At 72.5% G+C, this 25,588-nt stretch carries 21 protein-coding genes; 15 read left to right on the forward strand and 6 right to left on the reverse strand.

Annotated features, from left to right (window positions below):
* Window positions 1-7: 7 nt before the first annotated feature.
* Window positions 8-754: an alpha/beta fold hydrolase gene (locus AB0E88_RS01185; protein WP_361621738.1), complete on the reverse strand. Its 747-nt coding sequence runs from the start codon at window positions 752-754 to the stop codon at window positions 8-10.
* 193 nt (window positions 755-947) lie between these two features.
* Between AB0E88_RS01185 and AB0E88_RS01190 the strand changes: the two genes are divergently transcribed.
* From AB0E88_RS01190 to AB0E88_RS01215, 6 genes are all read left to right on the forward strand, one after another.
* Window positions 948-3,638 carry an amino acid adenylation domain-containing protein gene (locus tag AB0E88_RS01190; protein WP_361621741.1) on the forward strand — a complete coding sequence of 897 codons (2,691 nt, stop codon included), beginning with the start codon at window positions 948-950 and terminating at the stop codon, window positions 3,636-3,638.
* 53 nt (window positions 3,639-3,691) lie between these two features.
* Window positions 3,692-3,898: an MbtH family protein gene (locus AB0E88_RS01195; RefSeq protein ID WP_361621744.1), complete on the forward strand. Its 207-nt coding sequence runs from the start codon at window positions 3,692-3,694 to the stop codon at window positions 3,896-3,898.
* On the forward strand, window positions 3,895-7,041 hold the full coding sequence (locus AB0E88_RS01200; RefSeq protein WP_361621747.1) for an amino acid adenylation domain-containing protein: 3,147 nt from the start codon (window positions 3,895-3,897) through the stop codon (window positions 7,039-7,041). Before AB0E88_RS01195 ends, AB0E88_RS01200 begins: the two co-directional genes overlap by 4 nt.
* Window positions 7,031-8,323, forward strand: coding sequence for a condensation domain-containing protein (locus tag AB0E88_RS01205; protein ID WP_361621750.1), 1,293 nt, complete (start codon window positions 7,031-7,033; stop codon window positions 8,321-8,323). The genes AB0E88_RS01200 and AB0E88_RS01205 overlap by 11 nt, the downstream gene beginning before the upstream one ends.
* The gene (locus AB0E88_RS01210) at window positions 8,320-9,585 is read left to right on the forward strand and encodes an MFS transporter (protein WP_361621753.1); all 1,266 of its coding nucleotides are present in this window, start codon (window positions 8,320-8,322) and stop codon (window positions 9,583-9,585) included. Before AB0E88_RS01205 ends, AB0E88_RS01210 begins: the two co-directional genes overlap by 4 nt.
* A 90-nt stretch (window positions 9,586-9,675) precedes the next feature.
* Complete coding sequence (locus tag AB0E88_RS01215) at window positions 9,676-12,999, forward strand: amino acid adenylation domain-containing protein (RefSeq protein WP_361621756.1); 3,324 nt, start codon at window positions 9,676-9,678, stop codon at window positions 12,997-12,999.
* Here AB0E88_RS01215 and AB0E88_RS01220 read toward each other — a convergent pair.
* The gene (locus AB0E88_RS01220; protein ID WP_361621759.1) at window positions 12,902-13,417 is read right to left on the reverse strand and encodes a helix-turn-helix domain-containing protein; all 516 of its coding nucleotides are present in this window, start codon (window positions 13,415-13,417) and stop codon (window positions 12,902-12,904) included. The two genes, AB0E88_RS01215 and AB0E88_RS01220, sit on opposite strands and share 98 nt — an antisense overlap.
* A 96-nt stretch (window positions 13,418-13,513) precedes the next feature.
* Here AB0E88_RS01220 and AB0E88_RS01225 point away from each other — a divergent pair, with 96 nt between their 5' ends.
* The 4 genes from AB0E88_RS01225 (at window position 13,514) to AB0E88_RS01240 (ending at window position 16,773) form a co-directional block, all read left to right on the forward strand.
* Entirely contained in the window at window positions 13,514-14,395 is an 882-nt protein-coding gene (locus tag AB0E88_RS01225) for an NAD(P)-binding domain-containing protein (protein ID WP_361621762.1), read from the forward strand.
* Between the two features lie 326 nt (window positions 14,396-14,721).
* A complete protein-coding gene (locus AB0E88_RS01230; protein ID WP_361621765.1) occupies window positions 14,722-15,432 on the forward strand; it encodes a 3-keto-5-aminohexanoate cleavage protein in 711 nt (236 codons plus the stop codon).
* 49 nt (window positions 15,433-15,481) lie between these two features.
* Window positions 15,482-15,904 carry a hypothetical protein gene (locus tag AB0E88_RS01235; protein WP_361621768.1) on the forward strand — a complete coding sequence of 141 codons (423 nt, stop codon included), beginning with the start codon at window positions 15,482-15,484 and terminating at the stop codon, window positions 15,902-15,904.
* 98 nt (window positions 15,905-16,002) lie between these two features.
* Complete coding sequence (locus AB0E88_RS01240; protein ID WP_361622293.1) at window positions 16,003-16,773, forward strand: class I SAM-dependent methyltransferase; 771 nt, start codon at window positions 16,003-16,005, stop codon at window positions 16,771-16,773.
* Window positions 16,774-16,846: 73 nt separating this feature from the next.
* Here the strand turns inward: AB0E88_RS01240 and AB0E88_RS01245 are convergent, their stop codons facing one another.
* Both AB0E88_RS01245 and AB0E88_RS01250 read right to left on the reverse strand, forming a co-directional pair.
* Window positions 16,847-17,029 carry a hypothetical protein gene (locus tag AB0E88_RS01245; protein ID WP_361621771.1) on the reverse strand — a complete coding sequence of 61 codons (183 nt, stop codon included), beginning with the start codon at window positions 17,027-17,029 and terminating at the stop codon, window positions 16,847-16,849.
* Window positions 17,030-17,264: 235 nt separating this feature from the next.
* The gene (locus AB0E88_RS01250) at window positions 17,265-18,716 is read right to left on the reverse strand and encodes an endo-1,4-beta-xylanase (protein WP_361621774.1); all 1,452 of its coding nucleotides are present in this window, start codon (window positions 18,714-18,716) and stop codon (window positions 17,265-17,267) included.
* Window positions 18,717-19,425: 709 nt separating this feature from the next.
* Between AB0E88_RS01250 and AB0E88_RS01255 the strand changes: the two genes are divergently transcribed.
* Window positions 19,426-20,853 (forward strand): non-reducing end alpha-L-arabinofuranosidase family hydrolase, encoded by a 1,428-nt coding sequence (locus tag AB0E88_RS01255; protein ID WP_361621777.1) that lies wholly within the window; start codon window positions 19,426-19,428, stop codon window positions 20,851-20,853.
* Window positions 20,854-21,024: 171 nt separating this feature from the next.
* Here the strand turns inward: AB0E88_RS01255 and AB0E88_RS01260 are convergent, their stop codons facing one another.
* Window positions 21,025-21,579: a GNAT family N-acetyltransferase gene (locus AB0E88_RS01260; RefSeq protein WP_361621780.1), complete on the reverse strand. Its 555-nt coding sequence runs from the start codon at window positions 21,577-21,579 to the stop codon at window positions 21,025-21,027.
* A gap of 155 nt (window positions 21,580-21,734) precedes the next feature.
* Between AB0E88_RS01260 and AB0E88_RS01265 the strand changes: the two genes are divergently transcribed.
* The 3 genes from AB0E88_RS01265 to AB0E88_RS01275 all read left to right on the forward strand — a co-directional run bounded on the left by AB0E88_RS01265 (window position 21,735) and on the right by AB0E88_RS01275 (window position 23,620).
* The gene (locus AB0E88_RS01265) at window positions 21,735-21,857 is read left to right on the forward strand and encodes a hypothetical protein (protein ID WP_361621783.1); all 123 of its coding nucleotides are present in this window, start codon (window positions 21,735-21,737) and stop codon (window positions 21,855-21,857) included.
* A 392-nt stretch (window positions 21,858-22,249) separates the two neighbouring features.
* Window positions 22,250-23,263: a hypothetical protein gene (locus AB0E88_RS01270; protein WP_361621786.1), complete on the forward strand. Its 1,014-nt coding sequence runs from the start codon at window positions 22,250-22,252 to the stop codon at window positions 23,261-23,263.
* Window positions 23,264-23,449: 186 nt separating this feature from the next.
* Window positions 23,450-23,620: a hydrophobic protein gene (locus AB0E88_RS01275; RefSeq protein ID WP_121790737.1), complete on the forward strand. Its 171-nt coding sequence runs from the start codon at window positions 23,450-23,452 to the stop codon at window positions 23,618-23,620.
* Between the two features lie 286 nt (window positions 23,621-23,906).
* Here the strand turns inward: AB0E88_RS01275 and AB0E88_RS01280 are convergent, their stop codons facing one another.
* Entirely contained in the window at window positions 23,907-24,563 is a 657-nt protein-coding gene (locus tag AB0E88_RS01280; RefSeq protein ID WP_361621790.1) for a TetR family transcriptional regulator, read from the reverse strand.
* Between the two features lie 130 nt (window positions 24,564-24,693).
* Here AB0E88_RS01280 and AB0E88_RS01285 point away from each other — a divergent pair, with 130 nt between their 5' ends.
* Window positions 24,694-25,533: a patatin-like phospholipase family protein gene (locus tag AB0E88_RS01285; RefSeq protein ID WP_361621793.1), complete on the forward strand. Its 840-nt coding sequence runs from the start codon at window positions 24,694-24,696 to the stop codon at window positions 25,531-25,533.
* The last annotated feature ends 55 nt before the right edge of the window (window positions 25,534-25,588 follow it).

Here is a 25,588-nt window from a genome sequence, read left to right on the forward strand (position 1 = left end):
TCCCGGGTCAATTCCCCCCGGGCGGGGTGACCAGGTCCCGGATCAGAGTGATGAGAGTCGAAGCCGACGGCTGCACGAAGAAATGGCCGCCGGGGAATTCGTGATGCCTGAATTCACCGGTCGTGTGCTCTTTCCAGCCGGTGACGTCCGTGCCCCGCACCGTGTCCTGATCCCCGGTGAGCACGGTGACCGGGCAGCCCAGGACGGGGCCGGGTCGCATGCGGTAGTGCTCGACGGCGGTCAGGTCGGCGCGCACCGCGGGCAGGACGAGGGCGGCCAGCTCGGGATGGGCGAGCACCTCGGCCACCGCGGGGTTCTGGTGTTCCAGCCAGGCGCGCAGCCGCTCGTCCGGCAGGGTGCTCAAGTGCGGTTCGCGAGGGAGCTGCGGAGCCGCGCAGGCGGCCACGAAGAGATGGTCGGGGCCGCGTTCTCCCAGCTCACGCAGGTGCCTGGCGGTCTCGAAGGCGACCAGGGCCCCCATGCTGTGGCCGAAGAACGCGCAGGGCGCGCCGGCACCGCCGTCCGCGGCGACGGCGTGCGCGAGCTGTTCCGCGAGCTGCACCAGGCCGGACGGCGGACGTTCCCGCAAGCGGCTCTCCCGGCCCGGGTACTGCACCGCCCGGACGTCCAGCGCGCCACCGCCGAGGTCCAGCCAGCGCGCGTAGGCGGAGGCCGCGCCGCCGGCGTGCGGGAACAGGAAGAGGCGGACGCCGGAACGCGTCCGCGGTATCGCGGTGAGCCAGGGGTCGGACACGGTGAATCATCTCCGAATAAGGAAGGAAGAAACGGCGGGTAGTGGTCTGCCGCCGGTTCGGGCAACGGAAGAGAAATTACAGGACCTTGCTTGACGGGTTCACGAAATCCGGCCTATTGTCTCAGGCGTTTGAAACTTCGATTCCGCTGTGCGGAAAACAGGGGCGGGTGTGTCGAGGAAGAGCGGGGAGAAAGTGGAACGGAACGTACGGGAAGCGGAGAAGTACTGGCGCCACCGGCTCACCGGCTTCCGCGAACCGACCGTGCTCGGCATCGAACGCCCCGCCTCCGCGCCGGGCCCGCGCGCCGTGCACGAGCAGGCCCTGACCCCGGCGGAGGAGAAGGCGCTGCGGGCCCGCGCGCACCGCCTCGGCGTCGACCCCGGCCTGCTCGTCCTCGCCGCGTGGACCCTGTTGCTCGTCCGCTACGGCGGCGGGAGCGACCTCGTGTACGGGGCGGCCGTCCCCGCGCCGGCCACCTGGCCCGGGCCGGCCCAGTCCGCTGCGCGGCCCGCCACCGCCCCGCTGCCCGTGCGCGTCGAGACCGGTCCCGGCCAGAACGTGCGCGAACTCCTCGCCGCCCTCCAAGAGGCCCTCCCCGAGCCGCGCCACATGGTGCTCACGGCCGGCGAGATCGCCGTACTGAGCGACCTCGAGCCGGACGTGCCGCTCTACGACAAGGTCATCAGGATCTGCGGTGGGCCCGCGGCGCCCGCCGACGCCGCCCTCGCCATGGAGGTCACCGCGACCCTGGGTGAGCGGCCGGCCCTGCACCTCGACCACGACACCGCCCGCGTCGAACGCGCCGACGCCGCGCGGATGCTGCGCCACCTGCGGCAGGCCCTCGCCGCCGTCGCCGCCGCCGACGGCGCGACGCACCTCGGCGAACTGGACGTGCTCTCCCCGGACGAGGTACGCCGGCTCCTGCACGAGTGGAACGACACGCGCACCGCCGCGCAGGATCCCGCCTGCATCCACGAGCTGGTCGAGCGGCAGGCCGCACGCACCCCCGACGCCGTCGCCGTCGTCCAGGGCGAGGACCGGCTCACCTACGCCGAACTGGACCGGGAGGCCGATCTGCTGGCCGCCGGGCTCGCCGCCCGGGGCATCGGCCCCGGTGACTTCGTGGCCGTACACCTGGAGCGCACCGTCCGCAGCGTGGTCGCGTTGCTCGGTGTGCTCAAGTCCGGTGCCGCGTACGCCCCCGTCGAGTGCTCCCTGCCCGCCGCGCGCGTACGGCACCTGCTGCGGTCGCTGCGCTGCCCGGCGGTGGTGTGCGCGGGAAGCCGCGTGGCCTCCCTCCGGGAACTCTCCGCCGACCTGCCCCACTTGCGGCACATCCTCTGGACCGACCCACCCGAGGACACCACCCCGGCACAGACAACCGCCGCCCCCGGCACCGCCCCGCCCCGTCCGGAGCAGGCACCCACCGCCCGGCCCCACCCGGCAGGAGCGCACAGCCCGGCGATCGTGGACGCCGCCGTCGCCGCGGTCCCCGGCGACGCCCCCCGGCCGCGCCGGGCCGGCCCGGACGACCTCGCCTACGTCATCTTCACCTCGGGCTCCACCGGCACCCCCAAGGGCGTCCTGCTGCGGCACGCACCCGTGGTCAACCTGATCCGCTGGGTCAACGGCACGTTCGCCGTCGGCCCCCGCGACCGGGTGCTGTTCCTGACCGCCTTCGGTTTCGACCTGTCGGTGTACGACGTGTTCGGGCTGCTCGCCGCGGGCGGCAGCGTCCGGGTCGCGTCGGACGAGGAGATCCGCGACCCACGGCGCCTGCTGGCCGTCCTCGACGGCGAAGCCGTCACCTTCTGGGACTCCGCACCCGCCGCCCTCCAGCAGCTCGAACCGCTGCTCGAGCTCCGGGACCCGGCCCCCACGGCGGCGCTGCGCCTGGTCTTCCTCAGCGGCGACTGGATCCCGGTGAGCCTGCCGGACGCCGTACGCGCCGCCTTCCCCGGCGCCGAAGTCGTCTCCCTGGGCGGCGCCACCGAGGCGGCCATCTGGTCCAATTTCCACCGGATCACCGAGGTGGACCCCGAGTGGCCCAGCATCCCCTACGGCCGCCCCATCGACAACGCCCGCTACTACGTCCTCGACGGCGAGCTGCGCCCGGCACCGGTCGGGGTCCCCGGCGACCTGTACATCGGCGGCGACTGCCTGGCCTCCGGCTACCACGGCGAACCGGCGCTGACGGCGCGGAAGTTCCTGCCCGACCCGTACGCGGACACGCCGGGTGCCCGCATGTACCACACGGGGGACCGGGCACGGCTGTGGGCCGACGGCACGATGGAGTTCCTCGGCCGCACCGACAGCCAGGTCAAGGTCCGCGGCTTCCGCATCGAACTCGGCGAGATCGAGGCCGCGTTGCGCGTCCTCGACGGAGTCGGCAGCGCCGTGGCCCACGTCCACGGGTCGGGCGAGTCCGCCCGGCTGACGGCGTACGCCGTGCCCACCCCCGGAGCACGGCTCCACCCCGCCACCCTGCGGGACCGACTGGCGCAGACCCTGCCCGCCTACATGGTCCCGGGCGACATCGTCGTCCTCGACACGCTGCCCGCCACCGTGAACGGCAAGCTCGACCGGCGCGCCCTGCCCGATCCCGGGCGGCCCGCCCCCACCGGTGCCCCGCCCGGCGGGGCGCCCGCCACCCGGCTCGAGGCCGAGGTCGCGGCCGTGTGGCAGCAGATCCTGGACCGGCCGGTCGACGCCGGCAGCGACTTCTTCGCGCTCGGCGGCCAGTCGCTGCTCGCCGTCCGTGCCATCGCGCGCCTGAAGGTGGTCCTGGGCGCCGATATCCCGATCCGGACCCTCATGGACCACCCCCGGCTGCGGGACTTCGCGCGGGAGGCCGCACCGTTCCTCGGCGGCCGCGAGCCGTGACCGACGTCGGCCTTCGCCCGGTCCCGGTGACCTCTGCGCAACAGGAAGGTGCCATGTACGAACCACAGGACCCCACCCGCCGCTTCGACGTCGTGGTCAACGACGAGGGCCAGCACTCGCTGTGGCCGGCCGACCGGACCCGGCCGGCCGGCTGGCGGCCCCTCGGCTTCAGCGGATCGCACCAGGAGTGCCTCGATCACGTCGCCGCGGTGTGGACCGACATCCGCCCGCTCACCACCCGGCGGGAGACCTCCGCATGACCGCCGCCGCCCACGCCGGCGCCGACGCCCGGGGGAGCGCCACCAGCACCCTGCACGGGATCTTCGAACACCGCGCCGCCCGCGCCGGCCACCGCGTCGCCCTCACCGACGGGCCGCGCACCCTCACCTACACGCAGCTCAACCGCGCGGCGAACCGGCTCGCGCACGCGCTGCTGCGCCGCGGCGCGGGGCCGGGCACCTTCGTCGGGGTGTGCGCGGACCGCTCCGCCGACCTGGTGGTGGCGATCCTCGCGGTCCTGAAGTCCGGTGCCGCGTACGTGCCGCTGGACCCGTCCTATCCCGCGGACCGCCTCCGCTTCACCCTGGACGACACCGGGTGCGGCGTCGTCGTGGGCCAGGAACGGCACCGCGGTGCCTTCCCCGGCACGGACTACCTGTCCGCGCGCGACACGGCGGGGGAGAGCGACACCGACCCCCGGGGCGGCGCGAACGCACACCACCCCGCGTACGTCATCCACACCTCCGGATCCACCGGCACCCCCAAGGGCGTCGTCGTCACCCACGCCAACGTCGTCCGCCTCTTCGACGGCTGCCGGGACGAACTCGGCATCGCCGCGGCCGACTCGGACGACGTGTGGACGCTCTTCCACTCCTGCGCCTTCGACTTCTCCGTATGGGAACTGTGGGGCGCACTGCTGCACGGCGGGCGCCTCGTCGTCGTGCCCTACACCACCAGCCGCTCCCCGGAGTCCTTCCTGCGGCTCCTGCGCGCCGAACGCGTCACCGTCCTCAGCCAGACCCCGACGGCCTTCCGGCAACTGCTGCGCGCCGCCGAGGCGGCGGACTTCCCGGACACCGCGCTGCGCCTGACCGTCTTCGGCGGCGAAGCCCTCGACCCGGCCGCCCTGCGGCCCTGGACCGAGCGGTACGGCACCGATCGCCCGCGCCTGGTCAACATGTACGGCATCACCGAGACGACCGTGCACGTCACGTGGAAGAGCCTCACCCCCGACGACTGCCGCACCGCGCGCAGCCCCATCGGACGCCCGCTGCCCGGGGTCCGCGTCCACCTCCTCGACCCCGCCGGCAACCCCGTGGCGCCCGGCGAGACGGGCGAGATGTACGTGGGCGGCACCGGTGTCGCCCTGGGGTACCTCGGCCGGCCGGCGCTGACCGCCGAGCGTTTCGTGCCCGACCCGTTCGGCGCCCCGGGTGAACGGCTCTACCGCAGCGGCGACCTGGCGGTGCTCACCGCGGACGGCGAGCTGGAGTTCCGGGGACGCGCCGACGACCAGGTGCAACTGCGCGGATTCCGCGTGGAACTGGGCGAGGTCGAGACGGCGCTCGGCGCCCTCGGGGGCGTTCGCGAAGCAGCCGTGACGCTGCGCACCGACGCCTTCGGTGAGGCCGTGCTCGCCGGCTACGCGGTGCTCGCACCGACGGCCACGGCGACCGCTGACGAGCTGCGCCGGGCCCTTGCCGAGCGGCTGCCCGCGCACATGGTGCCCTCGGCCCTCGTCCTCCTCGACTCCTTCCCGCTGACCCCGAACGGCAAGCTGGACCGCAAGGCCCTGCCCGCCCCGCCCCACGCGCCCGCCGACGAACCGCGGCCCGGCCCGGACGAATCCGTGGAACAGCTCCTGGCCCGCATATGGAGCCGGGCCCTCGGCCGCGAACGGGTCGAGAACGACCAGAACTTCTTCGCCCTGGGCGGCGACTCCCTCGTCGCGCTGCACGTCGTCGGCCTGGCCCGCGAGGCCGGACTCGACCTCAAGGTCGAGCACCTGTTCCAGCATCCGACCGTCGCGACCCTCGCCCCGCACGCGACCGCCGCCCCCACCGAGACCACCGCTCCCCCCGCCGGCGGCACGGCACCGGCCACCGCCGACCGGCTGCCGCCGGGCGTCACCACGGCCTGCCCGCTGACCTCCCTCCAACTCGGCATGATCTTCGAGTCCCAGCTCTCCGGGGACCCGACCCTCTACCACGACGTGGTGAGCGTGCGCCTCCAAGGCCCGCTCGTCCCCGACGCCCTGCACCGCGCCCTCGAAGCACTGGCCTCACGCCACGACATCCTGCGCACCACCTTCGACCTCGGCAGCTTTTCGGAGCCCCTGCAACTGGTGCACGACCACGTCACCGTGCCGCTGCACCACGGCGAGGAACTGCCCCCGGCGGCCACCGCCGCCGAGGCGGTCAGGGCCTGGTGGCGGGGACAGTGGCAGCACGCGTTCACGCTGGAGGGCGCACTCCTGTGGCGCTGCCACGTCCACGACCATCACGACGGCACCTTCCAGCTGTCGGTCTCCGCCCACCACAGCATCCTCGACGGCTGGAGCTTCGCCCTGCTCGTCACCGAGCTGACCGCCGCCTACGCACGCGCACTGGACCCGGCCCCCGCACCACCGGCCGCACCCACCCTCCCGTACCACGCCTACGTCGCCCTCGAACGCGCCGACAGCCGGTCCGAGGCCGCCCGGGAACACTGGACCCGCCTCGTGCGCGACGCCCGTGCGACCCGGCTGCCCCCGCCCGACGGCGCCGACACCACGCCCGCCCTCGACCCCGACGCGCGGCTGGGGATCCCCGCGGACCTGGTCGACGCCGTACGCGGGGTGGGCGACCGCCTGGGCGTGCCCCCCAAGTCCGTGTACCTCGCGGCCCACCTGCAAGCACTGCGCGCGGCCACCGGCGACCCACGGCCCGTCACAGGGGTCGTGACGGGCGGCCGTCCGGAGCAGGCCGGAGGAGAACAGGCCCTGGGACTCTTCCTCAACAGCGTGCCGCTGCGTGCCGCACCGCCCCGAGGCACCTGGGCCGACCTGATCCGGTCCGTGTTCGCCGAGGAACGGGCGGCCGCCCCGTTCCGCCGTTTCCCGCTCGCGGACATCCAGGCCCTCGCGGGCGGCGCGCCGTTCTCCGTGCTCTTCAACTACACCGACTTCCGGCCCTTCGACACGCTGGCGGAGCTGCACGCCGTCCATGTCGTCGACTGGTGGTTCTGCGACCGCACCAGCTTCCCCGTCGTCGTCGAGGTGGGCCGGCAGCCGATGGACAAGAACTGGGAGCTGACCGTCCGGGTCGACCGCACCCGCACCACCTCCGCTTTCGGTACCGCTCTCGCGGAGCGCTTTCTCGACACCCTGCGACGCCTGTGTGAGGACCCCTTCGATGCTTGCTGACCCCGCCCCGCCTCCCGCGCGCGGCGCCGTGACGCCACCGGTGTCCCTGGCGCAGCGCGAACGGCTCACCCTGTGGGCGTCCGGGCAGCCGAGCCAGGACCAGCCCACCTTCGCCTGGTCCTTCGCCGGCGCCGTCGACACGCGCCGGGCCAGGGCCGCCTGGCACGCGGTCGTCGCCCGCTACGACACCCTGCGCAGCGTCTTCGAGGACACCGGGGCGGGCACGTTCACCTGCCGCCGCGACGGCGCCACCGCCATCACCGCCCAGACCTTCGCCGTCACCTCGCCGCAGGACTTCCTCGGCGTGCTGTGCGCGCCCCTCGCCCTGATCGGCGGAGCGCTCGCGCGCCTGGTCGTCAGCCCCGGAGCGGACGAGACCCTCATCGGCCTGAGCATCGACCACCTCGTCATCGACGGCCACAGCTACCACCGTGTCGTCGCGGACTTCTTCAGCCTGCTGCGCGGTGAGGAACCCGCCGGGCCACCCCCCGCACCCGCGGACGCCTTCTTCCACGAGGAACTGAAGGCGGCCGACTCCGCCGCCGCGCGCAAGGTCCTGGACTACTGGCGGCGCACCACCGGCGGCACCACCTACCCTCCGCTGCACCCGGACCTCGCCCGCCCGGCCGGCGTCACCGTGGCGCCCGAAACCGCCCACACCACGGTCGCCTTCGACCCCGGAGCCCCCTACGCCCGCACCGCGCTGGGCCGTTCCGCCCGGGTCCTCGCCGCTGTCTCCACAGCCCTGCTGCGTGTGCTGGAACCGGCCGACCGCACCGCACCACTGCGCTTCCTGCTCCAGAGTTCCCGTCGCTCCAGCCCCGAGAAGCTGAACATGGCCGGGTTCCTCTCCAACTGGCAGGTGACCTCCTTCACCGTCGGCGGCACCGCAGACGACACCGTCCACGAAGTGACCCAGGCCGTCTTCCGCTCCCTGCGCGGCCACCCCCTGCATCACGCCGAGGTCGTCCGCCGTCTCGAACCCCGCTGGTACGGGGCGCGCTATCTGCCGAGCGAACCCCTGCCCCCCTACGCCCTGTTCAACTATCTGACGGAGCAGGAGCCGCCGCGGATCGGCGGCCGGCCGGGCAGAGCCCTGGAGATACCGCCCATGGGCGCCTACCGGCTGCACGGCGCCCTGCGCGTCTACGGCACCGAACGCGCCGACGGCAGCGGCGCCGCGGTACGGCTGGTCGCCGACGCGAGCGTGTTCGGCGCCGGCCTCGCCGCGTCCCTGGCCGAGGCCGTCAGCGCTGATCCCGGCCCCGGGAACGGCGCATGACCGGGCTGCGCGACCGGGCGGCACGCGCCGCGCGAGGGCTGCCGCGCGCCTTCTGGTTCCTGTGGGGCGCCACCCTGGTCAGCCAGCTCGGTTCTTTCGTCATCCTCTTCATGTCGATGTACCTGACGAAGGAACGGGGATTTTCCGCCTCCTTCGCCGGGCTGGTCGTCGGCCTCGCCTTCGGAGGCGGCGGCATGTTCGGCACCCTCGCCGGTGGATTCGTCGCCGACTTCCTCGGCCGCAGACGTACCCTGCTCACCGGCAACCTCGCCACCGTGGTCCTCATGGCCGGGCTGGGCTTCGCACGGGACCGGGTGAGCATCCTGCTGCTCGCCGTCGGCGTGGGCATGGCCAGCAACATGATCCGTCCGGCGGTGAACGCGCTGATGATCGACCTGGTGGCCGAGGAACACCGGCCACGCGCCTTCTCCTTGCAGTTCTGGGCCGTGAACCTCGGCTTCTCGGTCGCCGGCGCACTGGCCGGGTTCGTCATCGACGTCGACTACCGGCTGCTGTTCCTGCTGGACGCGGGGACGACGCTGGTCGCGGCCGTGGTCGTCCTCCTGGCGGTGCCCGAACCGGCGCGCGACCCGGGCGTGCCGTCCGGTTCCGCGGCGCGTGCGGGCCGTACCGAGCGCGGCGGCGGGGTGGGTGTCGTCCTGCGTGACCGCCCCTTCCTGGCGCTGGTGGGTCTCGCGGTGCTGTTCAGCGTGGTGTTCATGCAGCACATGTCGACACTCCCGCTCGCCGTGCAGGACGCCGGCCTGCCGCCCGCCGCGTACGGCTGGCTCATCACCCTCAACGGCGTCGTCATCGTCCTCGGACAGCTCTTCGTGCCCCGCCTGGTCGCGAAACGGCGGCCCGAACGGATCCTCGCCCTCGCCGCCGCGCTCATGGGAGGCGGCTTCGCCGTCATCGCGGTCGGGCACTCCGCGGCCTTCTTCGTCGTCTCCACGCTGGTGTGGACCACCGGCGAGATGCTCAACGCCGCCACCGGGCCCGCCCTCGCGGCCTCGCTCTCGCCCGACCACATGCGCGGTCGCTATCAGGCGTTCTTCACCGTGTCGTACAACGTGGCCGGCCTCATCGGCCCCTCGCTGGGCGGCTACGTCCTTCAGCACACCGACCGCGGCCTGTGGCTGGGATGCCTGGGGCTGGGCGCTCTGACGGCGCTGGGACACCTGGCCGCCGGCGCGGCCCGCAACCAAGGCGCCGCCGCCCGGCGCGACCACGCCCCGCAGGAGTCCGCCACGGCGCCCTGAACGGCAGCGCGCCGACCGATCGGCGGACCGTACGGACGCCCGCACACCAAGCCGTGGCCATCAGCGAGCCGCGGCGCACGGAGGCTCATCGTGACCAACCCCTTCGAGGACCCGGATTGCGCCTACCTGGTGCTCGCCGATCGGCGGGGCCGGCTCTCCCTGTGGCCGGCCGGCACCGCGACCCCCGCCGGATGGACGGCCGTCCACGGCCCGGACGCCCGTCAGGGCTGCCTGGACCACGTCACCGAGCGCGCCGGCGAGCTCCCGCCGCCCGGCACCACCGAGCCCGGCGCGCCGCCCGACCCGTCCCCGGCCGAACTGTTCGAGTCGTGGGCCGGACGCACCCCCGACGCGCTCGCCCTCATCTGCGGCACCACCCGGCTGACGTACGCGGAGCTGAACGCGCGCGCCGACGCGCTGGCCCGCGTCCTCGCGGACCGGGGCGTCGGAGCCGAGGACCGGGTGGCGCTGCTGCTGCCCCGTTCGGCGGACCTGCTCGTGGCCCTGCTCGCCGTCCTGAAGACCGGCGCGGCCTACGTGCCCGCCGACCCGGACCACCCGGCTCAGCGCCTCGCCCACGTCCTGGCCGACGCCGCGCCGAAGGCCCTGCTGACCGCGCCCGACCCGGCCGCCCGGAGCCTCGCGGCCACCGTCGCGCCCGGCCTCCCGCTCATCCACGTACAGGGCGGCCCGCCCTCGACCGGGACGCCGTACGTCCCGCCCGCGCCCGAGGCGCCGCAGAAGCCACCGGCGCCCGCGGCGTCTTCACCGTCGTCCGCGGCCGAGCAACCCGACCGGCCCGCCTACGTCCTGTACACCTCCGGGTCGACCGGCCGCCCCAAGGGCGTGGTCGTCCCCCGGTCCGCACTGGCCAACTTCCTCGCCGCCATGCGCGAGCTGTTCCCGCTGGCCCCCGGCGACCGCCTGGTCGCCGTCACCACCGTCGCCTTCGACATCGCCGCTCTGGAGCTGTACCTGCCGCTGGCCTGCGGCGCCACCGTCGTCCTGGCGGCACGCGAGGAGGTACGAGACCCCTGGGCCCTGGCCGGACTGCTCACGCGGACCGGCGCCACCACCCTCCAGGCCACCCCCTCCCTGTGGCAGGCCCTGGTTGCCGAGGTGCCCGACGCCGTCCGCGGACTGCGCATGCTCGTCGGAGGAGAAGCCCTTCCCGCGGCCCTCGCCGAGCGGATGCGTGCCCTCGGCTGCCAGGTGACGAACCTCTACGGCCCCACCGAGACCACGATCTGGTCCACCGCCCTTACCGTCGACGGCACCACGGTTCCGGGCTCCATCGGAAACCCCATCAGGAACACCCAGGTGTACGTCCTCGACGACGCACTCCGACCCGTCCCCGCCGGGACGGCCGGCGAACTGTACATCGCCGGCGCCGGACTCGCGCAGGGCTACCTCGGCCGGCCGGCGCTGACGGCCGAGCGCTTCGTGGCCGACCCGTTCGGACCCCCCGGAACCCGCATGTACCGCACCGGGGACCTGGTGCGGCCAGAGCCGGACGGCACCCTCACCTACCTCACACGCGTCGACTTCCAGGTCAAGGTCCGCGGCTTCCGCGTCGAACTCGCCGAGATCGAGAACGTGCTGGAGCAGCACGCCGGCGTCGCCCGGGCAGCGGTCACCGTCTCCGAGGACCACCCCGGTGACACGCGCCTCGCCGGCCACGTCGTCCCCGCGCCAGGACGCAGCGTGGACCCGCTGGCCCTGCGCGCGTTCGCCGCCGGGACCCTGCCCGACTACATGGTCCCCTCCACCGTCACCACCCACGACGCCTTCCCGCTCACCCCCAACGGCAAGCTCGACCGCACGGCGCTCGCCGCGTCCCGGGCCGCCGCGGACGTCCTCCTCGGCGCGCAGGACACGATCCCGCACGACGAGACCCTCCTCGGCACGGTGGCCCGCGTCTGGCAGCACGCCACCGGCAGTCCCGTACGCCCCGGGCTCACCTTCGCCGAACTCGGCGGCACCTCCCTGGGAGCCGCCCGCGCCGCGGCCCGGCTCCGCGAGCTGACCGGCCGCTCGGTGGGTGTCGAGGACGTCCTGCGCGCCGCGTCGGCCGGCGACCTGGCCGCGACCGTCGCCGCCGCCCCGTCCCACCCCGAACCGGGCGCCGACCGCGAGACGGGCAGGACCCGCGCCCCCCTCAGCGCAGGTCAACGGGCGATCCTCGCCCACGAACAGCTCGCCGGCGACCCCCTGCTCTACACCGAGACCCACTGCCTGGAACTGACTGGAGACCTCGACGTCCAGCGCCTGGCCGACGCCGTACGCGGCGCCGCCCGCCGGCACCCCGCGGTGGGCGCCGCCGTGGAGATCCGAGGCGGGGAACCCCACCTCGTCCTGGGACGCCACAGCATCGCCCTCACCGTGCGCAACCTGCCGGCCCAACTGCCGCCGGGCGCGGCCCTCACCCTGGCACGGCGGGAAGCCGCCCGCCCGGTGACGATCGACACCGGGCCCCTGCTGCGCGCGGTGCTGTTCAACGCGCCCGGCGCACCGTCCGCCCTGCTCCTGGCCTGGCACCACCTGATCATGGACGGTTGGGGGCTGCGGCTCTTCCTCGACGACCTGTCCCGGTTCCACAACATGCCTGGCACGCCAACCGCTTCCGGGCCCGTCACCGTCTGCGACCTCAACACCTGGGCGCAAGCCGACGACACCGACCGGGGACGGCACCCCGACCTAGCCCGCGCCGTGCGGGACCTGACCCCCCTGCTCGCCGCGGCACGACCGGACCACGCCGACGCCCTTCTCCAAGGAGACGTGCACGCGAGCGAGTTCGACCTCCCGGACGACCTCGCGCACGCGGTGACCACCGCCGCCGCGCGGGCCGGGCACACTCCATTCGTCCTCCTGTGCGCCGCCTACCGCCGCGCCCTGGCCGACGTGCTCGGATCCGACCGGACGACACTCGCCGTCGCCGTCTCCGGCCGCGACACGCCGGAGTCCGAGGGCGTCGTGGGCTGCCTGCTGAACACCGTGCTGCTCGGCCCGTTCCGTTCGACGGCGACCGGCCGCGCGCTGCTGGACCAGGTGCGCGACGAGTTCGACCGGGCCGTCAAGGGCCACGGCCACATCCCTTTCCCCCGGCTCCTCACCGCACTGCGCGCACACCTGCCGCTGCCGCCGCACTTCCCCCCGCTGTATCTCAGCGTCGACGACGCCCCCGCGGTCCGCCTCGACGGCCTGGTGAGCCGCAGTGTGCCCGTGACCCCCGACCGTGCGAAGTACCCCGTCACCCTGTCGCTGCTCCAGGGCGAAGGCCGGCTGTCGGGACGTCTCGAATGCCGCACCGGCCTGCTCACACCGGGCGAAGCCGACCTTCTTCTCGCGGGCTTCCGGTCGGCGCTGTCCGATCTCGTGGCCGCCTGCTCACCACCTGAGAAGGCCCGCCGATGAGCCCGGACGTGCTCTGGGGTCTGTCGTCCGGCTGCGATGATCCGAACGACAGGCCGCGGCCCGCCTTCTCCTCAGGCCCCCGAGCGGCCGGCCGCTCGCGCCCCCAGGCGGCCAGCGGCTGGAGCGCGTCGTTGAGACGTTTGCCGTCCTCGGTCAGCGAGTACTCGACGCGGGGCGGCACCTCCTCGTAGGAGACGCGGTGCACGACACCGTCCGCCTCCAGCTCACGCAGGTGAGAGGCCAGCACCTTCTCAGTGATCCCGGGAAGCAGCCGACGCAGTTCCCCGAAGCGACGGCAGGGATGTTCATGGAGCGCCCAGAGGATCAGCACCTTCCACTTGCCGCCGATCACCTCCATCGCGGTGTCGATCCCGCAGACATGGCCGTCCCGCGTGCCCGGCCGGTTCAGCGTCGTCATGCCCCACCCTTCCGACGTGCTTGCTCACCCCGGGGTAACCACCCACACCGAAGTGCGTACTTGCTCACCGCCAGGCCTTTGACCAGCCTAATCGGCATGACACAGAACACCGTTGAGAAGACTCCCGTCACGCTGCTGGGCCTCGGAGCGATGGGCACCGCACTGGCTCGCACCTGGCTCGCCGCCGGTCACCCGCTCACCGTCTGGAACCGCACCCCGGCCCGCGCAGCGGCACTCGCCGCCGAGGGCGCACGGGCCGCGGACAGCGCCGCCGAGGCGGTCGCGGCGAACACCCTGATCGTCGTCTGCCTGCTGGACGACGCCTCGGTCGGCGAGGCGCTGGCCGGCACCGACCTGGCCGGCCGGGACCTGGTCAACCTGACCACCAGCACCCCCGCCCAGGCCCGCGCCCGCGCCGAGTGGGCCCGCGAGCGCGGCGCCCGCTACCTGGACGGCGGCATCATGGCCGTCCCTCCGATGATCGGCGTCCCGGAAGCCGGCGGCTACGTCTTCTACAGCGGCTCGGCAGAGCTGTTCGAGCGGCACCGGGAGACCCTTGCCGTCCCGGCCGGCACCACGTACGTCGGCGAGGACGCGGGCTTCGCGGCGCTGCACGACGTGGCCCTGCTCAGCGCCATGTACGGGATGTTCGCCGGTGCCGCGCACGCCTTCGCCCTGATCCGCAAGGAGGCCATCGACCCCACGGCGTTCGCCCCGCTGCTCGCCGACTGGCTCGTCGCGATGGCCCCGGCCGTGCACCGGACCGCCGAAGCGCTGCGCAGCGGCGACTACACCGAGGGTGTCGTCTCCAGCCTCGCCATGCAGGTGGCCGGCACGCCGACTTTCCTGAGCACCGCCGAGCAGCAGGGTGTCAGCCCGGAACTGCTCACCCCCTACTTCGAGCTGATGCGCCGCCGCCTGAGCGAGAGCAACGGCGAAGAGGACCTGACGGGAGTGATCGACCTCCTGACGCGCTGACCGTCCACTTGCCGTTCCTAGGGAACCGATCGCTGGGCCGCTCGGCTCTGCCGACGGCCACGGACGCCGAGGCGATGGTGTTCCCCGCTGAAGCTCGTTGGTCCCCCTGGGGGTGCTCTCCGCTGTGATCCCCGCGCTGGCGGGCGGCCTGGCCCTGGTGGCGATGTTCGACCTCATGCCGTTCGGATCCGTTGACGCACACCGTCCGCCGGGCGGGAGTGGGAGACGCCGCGGGGTCCGCGCCGTACGGCGCCGATGGTTGATCCGTGCCGAACGGCCGAGGACACCGAGGCCGAGCCCTGTCTGCGGTCTGCGAAGATGACGTCATGCTGCAGGTCTGTCTCAACGGTGCTCGAAGCCGGGCCGAGTGTCCCCATCTGCCGTTGACAGCGGCCGAGTTGGCGGTGGCCGCTCGTGAGGCGGTGGCCGCCGGCGCCGAGGACGTCCATCTGCACCCCAAGGACCGCGACGGTCGGGACACGCTGGAAGCCGCCGCCGTCGCGGCCGCTGTGAGCGCGGTGCGGGCTGCTGTGCCGGGTGTCCCGGTGGGGGTCACCACCGGTGCGTGGGCCACGCCGGATCCTCGTGCCCGTGCCGCGCAGGTCCGGTCCTGGACCGTGGTGCCCGACCACGCCTCCGTGAACTGGCACGAGGACGGCGCCGCCGAGGTCGCCGCGGCCCTGTTGGAGCGGGGGATCGGCATCGAAGCCGGAATCTACTCGGGTACGTCCGCGGCACAACGGTTCGTGAACTGGCCCGGCTCGGGCCGAGTCCTGCGCGTCCTGGCCGAGATCACCGAGTCCGCCCCCCAGGACGCGCTCCACGCCGCGGCCGCGCTGTTGGAGGAACTCGAACCGGCTGCCAGGCCGATTCTCCTGCACGGTGAAGCAACCGCCGCATGGCCCGTCCTGCGACTCGCGGCCTCCCGCCGCTTGGATGCCCGAATCGGCCTGGAGGACGTGCTTCACCTCCCCGACGGCGCCCCCGCCCCGGACAACGCCGCGCTCGTCCGCGCAGCACGCCAGATCATCGGCTGACTCGGCCACCGCCAGAGGCATGTGCTGCCATCCGCGTACCCTGGGCGCCGTGCCCCGTCATCCGAAGAAGCCCCGTCGGCTGATCGCCGAAGGGCGTGCGTACCTGTGGACGCTCCGCCACAGCCACAGCGGGGCGGACAGCGGCCGGTCCTGCCGCGAGACCCTCACGCTGCACCCGCAGCCGGCCGGCACCGGAGGCATCCTGCGCATCGTCTTCGCCGAGGGCCCGGGCACGTACGTCCCGGGCGGCGCTCCTCTGGGCTCGGGAGACGTGGGATACGTCCACGGTGCCTCCCTGAACCTCCACGAACCCGGCGCTGTCCGTGCCCTGCTCGACGCGGCGTTGGCCGCGGGGTGGCAGCCGGAGGAGCGACGCGTACGGGAAATCGACGGCTGGTCCCTGCTGGAGGCGGCAGCCACGGCTCGCGCCGGGGCAACCGGCCTCGAGGGCCCCGAACAGCGATTGACTTAGGGGCGCATGGCGGCGCGCCGGGGCCGAGGCGCTCCGGGCGCGGGACTACCGTCCTGAGGGTGACGGAAATCAACGCCGACCAGCTGTGGTCGGAGTCCATGCCGGCGGCCTATGAGCAGTACCTCGTGCCGGTGGTCTTCCGGCCCTTCGCCGAGGATCTGACGGCGAGGGCGGCCGCGCTCAGCCCTCGGCTCATTCTCGAACTGGCCGCCGGAACAGGCGCGTTGACAGCAAGGCTGCTCGAGAAGGTGTCGTCGGCCCGAGTGACGGCCACCGACCTGAACGAGGCCATGGTCGCTCACGGGTCCGCCCGCGCCTCGGGTGCGCAGTGGCGGCAGGCCGACGCGCAGCGGCTGCCGTTCCCGGACGGCAGCTTCGACCTGGTGGTCTGCCAGTTCGGTGTGATGTTCTTTCCCGACCGGGTCGCGGCCTTCACCGAGGTCCGGCGCGTGCTGACCCCGGGCGGCCGGTTCTTGTTCAACACCTGGGGTCCGCTCGCGACGCACGCTTTCGAGGTCGCGCTGCAGGCGGGGCTGGAGCGGGCCTTTCCGGTCGACCCGCCGCGGTTCTTCCCGACGGTTCCCCATGGTTACGCCGACCCCGCCGTCGTGGTCGCCGATCTGGAGGCCGCCGGGTTCGCCGTCGAGGAAGAGCAGGAGCTGACGCTTCAGGGGCGGGCCGCCTCGACCGCCGACCTTGCGACCGGGTACCTCACCGGGACACCGGTGCGCGCGGCCGTTGAGGAACGCGGCGAGGGACCAGCTGTCCGGACGACAGTCATCGAGGAGATGACGGCCCGTCTGGGCCCCGGGCCGGTCACCGCCCCCATGACGGCGTACGTCTTCCGCGCCGCGGCCGACAGAAAGTAGCCGAGTCGCAGGAGCAAGGGCCGCATCCCCGAGGTGCGCCGGGGATGCGGTCCCTCACCCGTGAGCGGGTGCGTCAGTTGCCCGGCTGCGTACCCGACGTGCGGGAGCCGGTGGCGCCCGGCTTTGCCGGGGCCCACTGCGGCCTGGCGGATGCCTCGGCGGGGTCGGGCTCGGCGAGGGTCAGCCCCCAGGCGTCGTCCTCGCCGATGCGGGCCTCGATCTCCTTCACCTGGCCGGTTTTGGCGAAGTACAGCACGACTACCTGCCGTACGGACCCCTCGTCGTAGAAGTGTTGTACCGCATGATGGCGGTGGCCAGGCTGGCGTTCCTGATCGGGCCGGGACGCCTGAGCACCGCCCGACTGATGGCACCGAGGCCGGTGCCACCGCCGGCGCAGCTCACATGGCCAGGCCGGCGGCCCCCGAGGTGCGGGAGAGACCGCACCTCGGGGCCGTCGTCGATGCGAGCCTCCGTTCGCGTGGAAGGTGCCGTCAGCCGCGGGTCCAGCGTTGATTGCTGCCGTTCGAGCAGGAGTAGAGCTGGATCAGGGTGCCGTTGGCGGTTCCGGCTGCGGCGGCGTCGAGGCAGAGGCCGGACTGGACACCGGCGATGGAACCGTCGGAGTTGAGGCGCCACTTCTGGTTGTCGCCGCCCCAGCAGCTGTAGATCTGCACCTTGGCGCCGTTGCCGGTGCCCGCGGCGTCCAGGCACTTGTTGCCGTAGACCCTCAGTTCGCCGGCGGAGGTGTACGTCCACTGCTGGTTGGTGCCGTCGTGGCAGTCCCACAGCTGAACCTGGGTGCCGTCGGTGGTACTGGCGCTGGGCACGTCCAGGCAGCGGCCCGAACCGACACCCTTGATCTGGCCTGAATCCGCGGGAGGAGTCGTGGAGCTGCCGCCGTTGAGCGCGTTGAGGACGGCGGTGTAGGCCGGCTTCTTGCTGCCGTCTCCGTTGAACAGCAGCGGCGTGTCACCCGAGCGCCAGGAGTCGGTGTCGCGTACGCCCCAGACGGTGATGCCGAGGCAGCGGGCGACGGCCAGGCAGTCGTTGGTGACGCTTGCGTAGGTCGAGGACGGGGCGCCCTGGATGTCGAGTTCGGTGATGGCCACGTCGACGCCGAGCGCGGCGAAGTTCTGCAGCGTGGTGCGGAAGTTGCTGTTGTAGGGGCTGCCGCTGTTGAAGTGCGACTGGAATCCGACGCAGTCGATCGGCACACCGCGCTGCTTGAAGTCCCGGACCATGGCGTAGACGCCCTGGGTCTTGGCCCAGGTCCAGTCCTCGATGTTGTAGTCGTTGTAGCAGAGCTTTGCCGCGGGGTCGGCGGCGCGCGCGGTGCGGAAGGCGACCTCGATCCAGTCGTTGCCGGTGCGCTGCAGGTTGGAGTCGCGGCGGCCGCCCGAACTGCCGTCGGCGAAGGCCTCGTTCACGACGTCCCACTGCGCGATCTTGCCCTTGTAGTGGCCCATCACGCCGTTGATGTGGTCGATCATCGCCTGGCGCAGCTGGCTGCCGCTGAGGCTCTGCATCCAGCCGGGCTGCTGGGAGTGCCAGGCCAGGGTGTGGCCCCGCACCTGCTTACCGTTCTGCACCGCCCAGTTGTAGACGCGGTCGCCGGCGGTGAAGTTGAACTGGCCGCGCTGCGGTTCGGTGGCGTCGATCTTCATCTCGTTCTCGGGCGTCACCATGGTGAACTCCCGGGCCGCGATCGACGTGTACGTCGAGTCGCCCAGCCTGCCCGAGGCGATGGCGGTGCCGAAGTAGCGGCCGCTCTGCCCCGCCGCGGCGCCGAGAGTGCTCTGGGCGGCCTGGGGGGCCTGGGCGGCCTGGGCGGTCGGCGGCGCGACCAGTGCGGCGGCCGCGACGAGGACGCCGGTGACCAGCGTCAACAGCGGGCCGCGGATCCGCCGGCGGACCACGGGCCTGGGTGGGGCGTACGAGCCCATCACTGTGCCTCCAAAAAAGAAGGGGGGAAATCACGGAAGGACTGAAGCGCTGGAAGTTCTGCGCCCTCCGCTGCCGTGCGGCAGGCGAAGGGAAGGGCAGGTGAACCGACGGGGCAGGTGAACCGACGGGGCAGGCCGGAGTCCGGGCAGCACGGAATGGCCGGACACCTCGGTGTGCTGGTGCGCGGATCTGCGGTGCGGCTGTGCGTAGATCTGCGGTGCGGCACGGGCCGTCCCAGGCACGTGCGGGTTCGGGACATCGACCTGTGGCCGGTTGCTCCGGCAGAAATGATTGAGGTGGCGATGACGCATCGTCAATACTCGTCGCCAATAAAGTTTCACTCATCGGACCGAAACATTCGAAGTTCATGGCGTGGTGGCGCGGCCTCCCCGGAGGTCCTTGGTCTGTCATTCGTGCAGCAGTGGAGGGGTCGCAGAGGACTGATCGCATGGTCCCGCACGCCCAGGGCGGCGCGAACCGCAGGTGCCCCGGTGTCTGGACTGTTCGCGCGGACGCCAGCCCTCACATTCGGAGTTGACGGCGAATCATGCGCAAGCTGTTGACGGCCCTCACGGGTTCCCTATCATTCAGATGCTCGACACCTCGACTCACGTTCGTGATGTCGAACAAGCCCATGCATGTGTATGTCATGACCTCGCCAATCAGCGGAAGTGCCGGAATCCCCCACTCAAGGTTGAGGAAGTCCCCATGCACAGAGGAAGTTTCGGTCGCAGGCATACGTCTGCGGTGTTCGCCGCGTCGGTCGCGGTCCTGGCCGCGCTGGCGGCGATGCTTGCCGTCACCCCGGCTCAGGCGGCCACCAGCGGCGCCCTGCGCGGTGTCGGTTCGAACCGGTGTCTCGATGTGCCGGGCGCCGCCCAGGACAACGGCACATACCTCCAGCTCTACGACTGCTGGGGTGGGACCAATCAGCAGTGGACGCTGACGGACGGCCGGCAGTTGACCGTGTACGGCGACAAGTGCCTGGACGTTCCCGGTCACGCCACCGCGCCGGGGACCCGGGTGCAGATCTGGTCCTGCTCGGGTGGTGCGAACCAGCAGTGGCAGGTGAACTCCGACGGCACGGTCGTCGGAGTGGAGTCCGGGCTGTGCCTGGAGGCCCAGGGCTCCGGTACGGCCAACGGTACGGCGGTGCAGATCGGGACGTGCAACGGCGGCACCGGCCAGAAGTGGACCGGCCTGACCGGGACGCAGACCCCTCCGGGCACGTGTTCCCTTCCGTCGACGTACCGGTGGACGTCGACGGGTGCCTTGGCACAGCCGGCGAACGGGTGGGCGGCGTTGAAGGACTTCACCGACGTCGTCTACAACGGCAAGCACCTGGTCTACGCGTCCAACGTGTCGGGATCGTCGTACGGCTCGATGATGTTCAGCCCGTTCACGAACTGGTCGGACATGGCGTCGGCCGGCCAGACCGGGATGAGCCAGGCCGCGGTGGCGCCCACGCTGTTCTACTTCGCGCCCAAGAACATCTGGGTGCTGGCCTACCAGTGGGGCGCGTCGCCCTTCGTCTACCGCACGTCGAGCGACCCCACCAACCCCAACGGCTGGTCTGCGCCGCAGCCGTTGTTCACCGGCAGCCTTCCCGACTCCGGTACCGGCCCGATCGACCAGACCCTGATCGGCGACGGCCAGAACATGTACCTGTTCTTCGCCGGCGACAACGGCAAGATCTACCGGGCGAGCATGCCGATCGGGAACTTCCCGGGCAACTTCGGCTCGTCGTACACGACCGTCATGAGCGACACGGTGAAGAACCTCTTCGAGGCGCCGCAGGTCTACAAGGTTCAGGGCCAGAACCAGTACCTCATGATCGTCGAGGCTCGGGGTGCGAACGAGCAGCGCTACTTCCGCTCCTTCACGGCCTCCAGCCTGAGCGGCGCGTGGACCCCGCAGGCCGCGAGCGAGAGCAACCCCTTCGCGGGCAAGGCCAACAGCGGGGCCACCTGGACCGACGACATCAGCCACGGTGACCTGGTGCGCAACAACCCCGACCAGACCATGACCATCGACCCCTGCAACCTCCAGCTGCTCTACCAGGGCAAGTCCCCCACCGCGAGCGGCCCCTACGACCAGCTGCCATGGCGGCCGGGTGTCCTCACCCTGCGCCGCTGACCACCCCGGTTGACGGGTGACCGCGCCCTGGTGCCCTCTGCGACCGCTGTCGACGAGCGGCTCACGGCGTCAGCCCGTCCGCCCGCCGACCGACGCTCACCGTCCAGGGGAACCCCAGCCGTTCGGCGGCCGGGGTTCCCCTCAGTTCCGACGCCGTCGGAGGCTCTCGCCTCAGCGGACGCGGCCGTCGATCCGGTCGGCGTACTGTTCCGACGACACCGCGAACACGCGTACTCGCCGGCCGCCGGCAGGATTGACGGTCTCACGAACCGGCTGCATCCCCAGCTTGGTCATGATCCGCTCGGAGGCGTCATTGCCCACCTGAGCGATGCTGACGATCCGCTCCAGCCCTCGCTCGCCGAACCCGAACCGCATCGCGGCCGCGGCGGCCTCGGTGGCCAGGCCCTGCCCCCAGTGGGCACGTCCCAGCCGCCAGCCGATCTCGACCGCCGGCAGCACCTCCGGCAGGTAGTCGGGCACCGAGAGTCCGGTGAACCCGGCCAGCTCGCCGGTGGACCGGATCTCCACGGCGAACAGGCCGAAGCCCCGGGACTCCCACTCGCTCTCCCATGTCCGCACCCGGCCGCGCGTCTGCCGTTCGTCGAGGACACTGCCGTCACGGATCCACCGCATGACCTCGGGGTCGGCATGGATGGCAGCCATGGGCGCGACGTCTTCCTCGCGCCAACGACGCAGAATCAGACGGGGAGTCTCGAGCGTGACCATCTCCTCATTCTGGAGCACGTGCTGACGGGTCCGTACTGCGTACGCGGACGCGGCGGCCGAGGCTCAGGTCCTTGGGGTGATGGCCGAGGCCGAACGAGCGCTGGGTCGCGGGCCGTGCGGGCCGTGCGGGCCATGCGGCGCACCCGTGCGACGACGTGCCGCTCGACGACGAGCTGGACGACCTGACGGACGTGCTGGAGACGCGAGAGGTGTGGGCCTGCCCCCACGACCCGGCCGGGTTCGCGCGTTTCGTCGTCGGGATGTACGGCCGGCGGTAACCAGGATCAAGCCCTGGACCAGTGGTCCGACTGGGAAGTCCGTGGGCGGCGCACACCTCTGCGCCCCACCCTCCGCCGGAGCTCCACTTCGATGCGAGCAGTACGGCGCCGAGGTGGCTCGCGCCGTGTCGGAACGCCGGTGACGGCGCGCACGAGCACCTGCTTCCGGCCGCGACGGCGCACCGGAGAGCAGCCGCCTCACACCGGCCCTCGGGGCCGCCCGGCGCCGCGCAACGTCACCCGGGCACGGAAGGGTTACGTCCGGTGGCGTACGCACATGGACACGCCGGGAGGGGGCAGACGTCGCAGCGCTTGATCCCTGCCGATCGCGCCCGTGGGGGGCGCTCGTACGTGAGGACGACGTGCGTATGCGACGCATCCGGTTCAGAGCCTTGCTCGGAGCCTTACTCCTGACCCTGTTCGCCCTCGTCGGCGCCGCGCCCGGCGCCGCGGCGACCCCGGCCGTCACGACCACCACCCTGCCGGTCGAGTACCACGCCGACATGGCCGTCGACGCCGTGCACCAGCGGCTGTACATCGCCGACATCGTGACCGGCTCCGTCGTGGTCACCGACTTCGACGGCCGCGTCACCCGCACACTCACCGGTCTGCCGGGCGCCGCCGACCTGGTACTGAGCCCCGACGCCCGCACCCTGTACGTGGCCCTCAGCCGCGGCGACGCCATCGCCGCCGTGAACACCGCCACCTACCGGACGACCGCGCGCTACGCCACCGGCGCCGGCACCGCCCCGCTGCGCATGGCCCTCGTGGACAACACCCTCTGGTTCGCCTATGGCGACCAGTGGGAGAGCAACCTCGGCTCCCTCACCTTGGGCGCCCGGCCCCGGGTGAGGCTGGCCCAGCTCCCGGAGGGCACCTGGCCCGGCCCGCCGATGCTGCTGTCCGCCCCCAGCGCGCCGGGCCTGGTGATCGCCGCCGACCAGCACTCGACCGCGGGCACGGTCACCGTGTACGACGTGACCTCCGGCGCTCCCGTCGTGCGCACCACGCAGAACAACCCGGGCGGCATCTCCGACGTCGGCGACCTGGCGCTGACACCCGACGGGCGGACCCTGTTCGCGGTGAGCGGCGCGCCGTACCACCACCTGGCCTTCCGTCTCGCGGACCTGTCGGTGGAGCACGTCTACCCCACCGAGGCCTACCCGGACGCGGTCGCCGTCGCGCCCGACGGCACCGTCGCCGCCGGCATCGACAACTCCTACGGCCCTGACGTCTACCTGTTCGCCCCGGGCGCCGATGCGCCCTCTCAGGTCGTCGACCTGGACCCGGGCACCGGCCTGGACCTGCGTCCGCACGGGCTGGCCTGGTCCCCGGACGGCAGCCGGCTGTTCGCCTTGACCGGGGAGTACGGCGTCGCGCTCACCCTGCACGTGGTGCGCGTCTGACGGGACCGCTTGAGCCGAGGCGGACGGCCGGAGCCGTTGCCCGGCCGTGGTGCGTGCGAGGCGGGACCCGGGGAACCCTGCATGGCGTGCCGCGTGCATATGCCCCGCACCGCGCGGAAGTAACTCACATTTTGTGGGCTTGTAGGACTGAGATAAGGGCATTCGTTGGCCAGGAGGTTGATAACAATGGTTCCCCTGCTTCTGGTTCTGCTGCTGGCTCTGATCCTCTTCGGTGCGGGTTTCGCGCTGAAGGCGCTCTGGTGGATCGCGGTGATCGTGCTGATCGTGTGGCTGCTGGGCTTCGTCGTCCGTTCCGCGGACGGTGCGGGCCGCAAGGGCCGCTGGTACCGCTGGTAGAGGAAAGGACGCCCGGCGCGAGGAGCGCGCCACGCGCGTGAGGTGATGGGGCTCGGCCGGATACGGCCGGGCCCCATTTTCTCGTTGAGAAGCCGGGTCCCATTTTCTGGTTGAGAAGAGGGCTCCGCTCTCGTAAGGGCCGTCCCTCTGGGCAGTTGGGAGGGATCGGGCGTATCGGACGCATCGCGGGGTACGTGTGTCATGCACCGGCCCCGCAGGCCCAGCAGTGGAACCCTGCTCCTCCTGTCTGCGGGGCCGGTGCGCACGCCCCCACGTCGTGAGCCTCTCAAGTCCCGCTGTTCGCACCCATGGTGAGCAGGACCGTGCCGAGCTGGTCGGAGCTGAGAGCCGGCGCGGGCAGAGGAGGTGCGGCCGGGTCGGCGCGCAGCCCGTCGAGGAGCAGGGTGAGGGGGCGGAACCAGGCATCCGGGGCGACCGCGGTGAGCGCGGGTACCGTCCGGCCCAGCGCTGCCAGCATGAAGAGCAGGTCCTCGGTGGTGAGGTCCGGGCGGACGGTGCCCTGCTCCTGTCCGCGCCGGCGCAACTCGTCGATGGTTTCGCGGTTGTGTGCGTGGATCGCCTCCAGGGAGGCGACGCCTTTGAGGTTCGTGGTCATGAGGTCGTTGGTGCCGCGGTCCGCGGCCAGGCTCGCGAACACGGTCCGCACGTACTCGGTCAGTCCCGTCCACGCGTCATGGGCGGTCCGCGCGCGTTCGCCCGCGGCCGTGGTCTCCGTGAGCGCGTCCCGGAAGACCTCGTCGACGAGTGCGGCGCGGGTCGGGAAGTGGCGGTAGAGGGTGGCGTTGCCCACGCCCGCCCGGCGGGCGATCACATCGAGCGGGGCGTGCAGCCCTTGTTCGGCGAAGACTTCGCGGGCTGTGTCTGTCAGCAGCTTCCGGTTTCGCTGCGCGTCGCGGCGCCCTGCCGGCGAACGGTCGCCCATCACATCTCCCTCTTCCTGCGCCGTACCGGGGAGTGGTCCCCGCTACGGATGCTATCGTCACCCGAAGCGGGGATGACTCCCCGTTTACGCGGGCGGGCCGTCCGCGGTCGCTTACGGGGAGGGCGGAAGCATGTCCGGCAGCGCACTCGTGCTCGGCGGCGGCGGACCGGTGGGCGGGGCCTGGTTGTCCGGGGTGCTCGCCGGACTCACCGAGGCCGGGATCGATCTCGGCGGCGCCGACGTCGTGATCGGCACGTCCGCGGGAGCCGTCTTCGGATCGCGGCTCCGGTCCGGCGTCCCGGCCGCGGAGCTCTACGAGCGCCAGCTCTCCGGAGCGGACGCGGTCCGCCTGCCGGTGACAGCGCGCCAGACGGCGAGCTTCCTCTGGGCGGCCCTCGGCTCCCGCGACCCCGAACGGTCCATCGAACGCCTCGCCCGGGCAGCACTCCGCGCCCGCACCGGCCCGCAGTCCGACGTCTTCGACACGGTCGGCGCGCTCCTGGGCGACGTACGCGACTGGCCCGAACGGGACTTGCGGATCGCCGCGGTGGACGCGCGGAGCGGACAGACCGAGGTGTTCGACGCGCACTCCGGGACGACGCTTCTCGAAGCGGTGGCGGCGAGCTGTGCCGTGCCCATCGTGTGGCCCTCGGTCACCGTGGCGGGCCGGCGCTGGATGGACGGCGGCAGCCGTTCGACCGCCAACCTCCAGCTCGCACGCGGGTACCACCGGGTACTGGCGATCGCGCCCGTATCCCGGGCGGTCGGGCCGCATCCGAGCGCCCCGCAGCAGGCCGCGGAACTGTCCGAGGAGGGAGCGCGAGTCGTCCTGCTGTCACCCGATCGGTCCGCGCGGCGCGTGATGGGCCGGAACATGGCCGACGACACCCGCCGGCCGGCTGCCGCCCGCGCGGGCCACGCCCAAGCCCGTGCGTCGGCCGCTTCGGTGGCCGACGTCTGGCAGGGGTGACCGCGGCAGGCCCGCAGGAGACGGTGGAGCCTGGGCCCGTGCGCGGTGCCGGGCG

The organism is Streptomyces sp. NPDC028635 (assembly GCF_040637635.1).
Taxonomy (GTDB): Bacteria; Actinomycetota; Actinomycetes; order Streptomycetales; family Streptomycetaceae; genus Streptomyces.

Excerpts from the sequence above, each read along its gene's own strand:
- AB0E88_RS01195 (WP_361621744.1), top strand. The coding sequence starts at position 3,692 with ATGTACGAACCACAGGACCCCACCCGCCGCTTCGACGTCGTGGTCAAC.
- AB0E88_RS01200 (WP_361621747.1), top strand. The coding sequence starts at position 3,895 with ATGACCGCCGCCGCCCACGCCGGCGCCGACGCCCGGGGGAGCGCCACC.
- AB0E88_RS01205 (WP_361621750.1), top strand. The coding sequence starts at position 7,031 with ATGCTTGCTGACCCCGCCCCGCCTCCCGCGCGCGGCGCCGTGACGCCA.
- AB0E88_RS01210 (WP_361621753.1), top strand. The coding sequence starts at position 8,320 with ATGACCGGGCTGCGCGACCGGGCGGCACGCGCCGCGCGAGGGCTGCCG.
- AB0E88_RS01220 (WP_361621759.1), bottom strand. The coding sequence starts at position 13,417 with ATGACGACGCTGAACCGGCCGGGCACGCGGGACGGCCATGTCTGCGGG.
- AB0E88_RS01225 (WP_361621762.1), top strand. The coding sequence starts at position 13,514 with ATGACACAGAACACCGTTGAGAAGACTCCCGTCACGCTGCTGGGCCTC.
- AB0E88_RS01230 (WP_361621765.1), top strand. The coding sequence starts at position 14,722 with ATGCTGCAGGTCTGTCTCAACGGTGCTCGAAGCCGGGCCGAGTGTCCC.
- AB0E88_RS01240 (WP_361622293.1), top strand. The coding sequence starts at position 16,003 with ATGCCGGCGGCCTATGAGCAGTACCTCGTGCCGGTGGTCTTCCGGCCC.
- AB0E88_RS01250 (WP_361621774.1), bottom strand. The coding sequence starts at position 18,716 with ATGGGCTCGTACGCCCCACCCAGGCCCGTGGTCCGCCGGCGGATCCGC.
- AB0E88_RS01255 (WP_361621777.1), top strand. The coding sequence starts at position 19,426 with ATGCACAGAGGAAGTTTCGGTCGCAGGCATACGTCTGCGGTGTTCGCC.
- AB0E88_RS01260 (WP_361621780.1), bottom strand. The coding sequence starts at position 21,579 with ATGGTCACGCTCGAGACTCCCCGTCTGATTCTGCGTCGTTGGCGCGAG.
- AB0E88_RS01275 (WP_121790737.1), top strand. The coding sequence starts at position 23,450 with ATGGTTCCCCTGCTTCTGGTTCTGCTGCTGGCTCTGATCCTCTTCGGT.
- AB0E88_RS01280 (WP_361621790.1), bottom strand. The coding sequence starts at position 24,563 with ATGGGCGACCGTTCGCCGGCAGGGCGCCGCGACGCGCAGCGAAACCGG.
- AB0E88_RS01285 (WP_361621793.1), top strand. The coding sequence starts at position 24,694 with ATGTCCGGCAGCGCACTCGTGCTCGGCGGCGGCGGACCGGTGGGCGGG.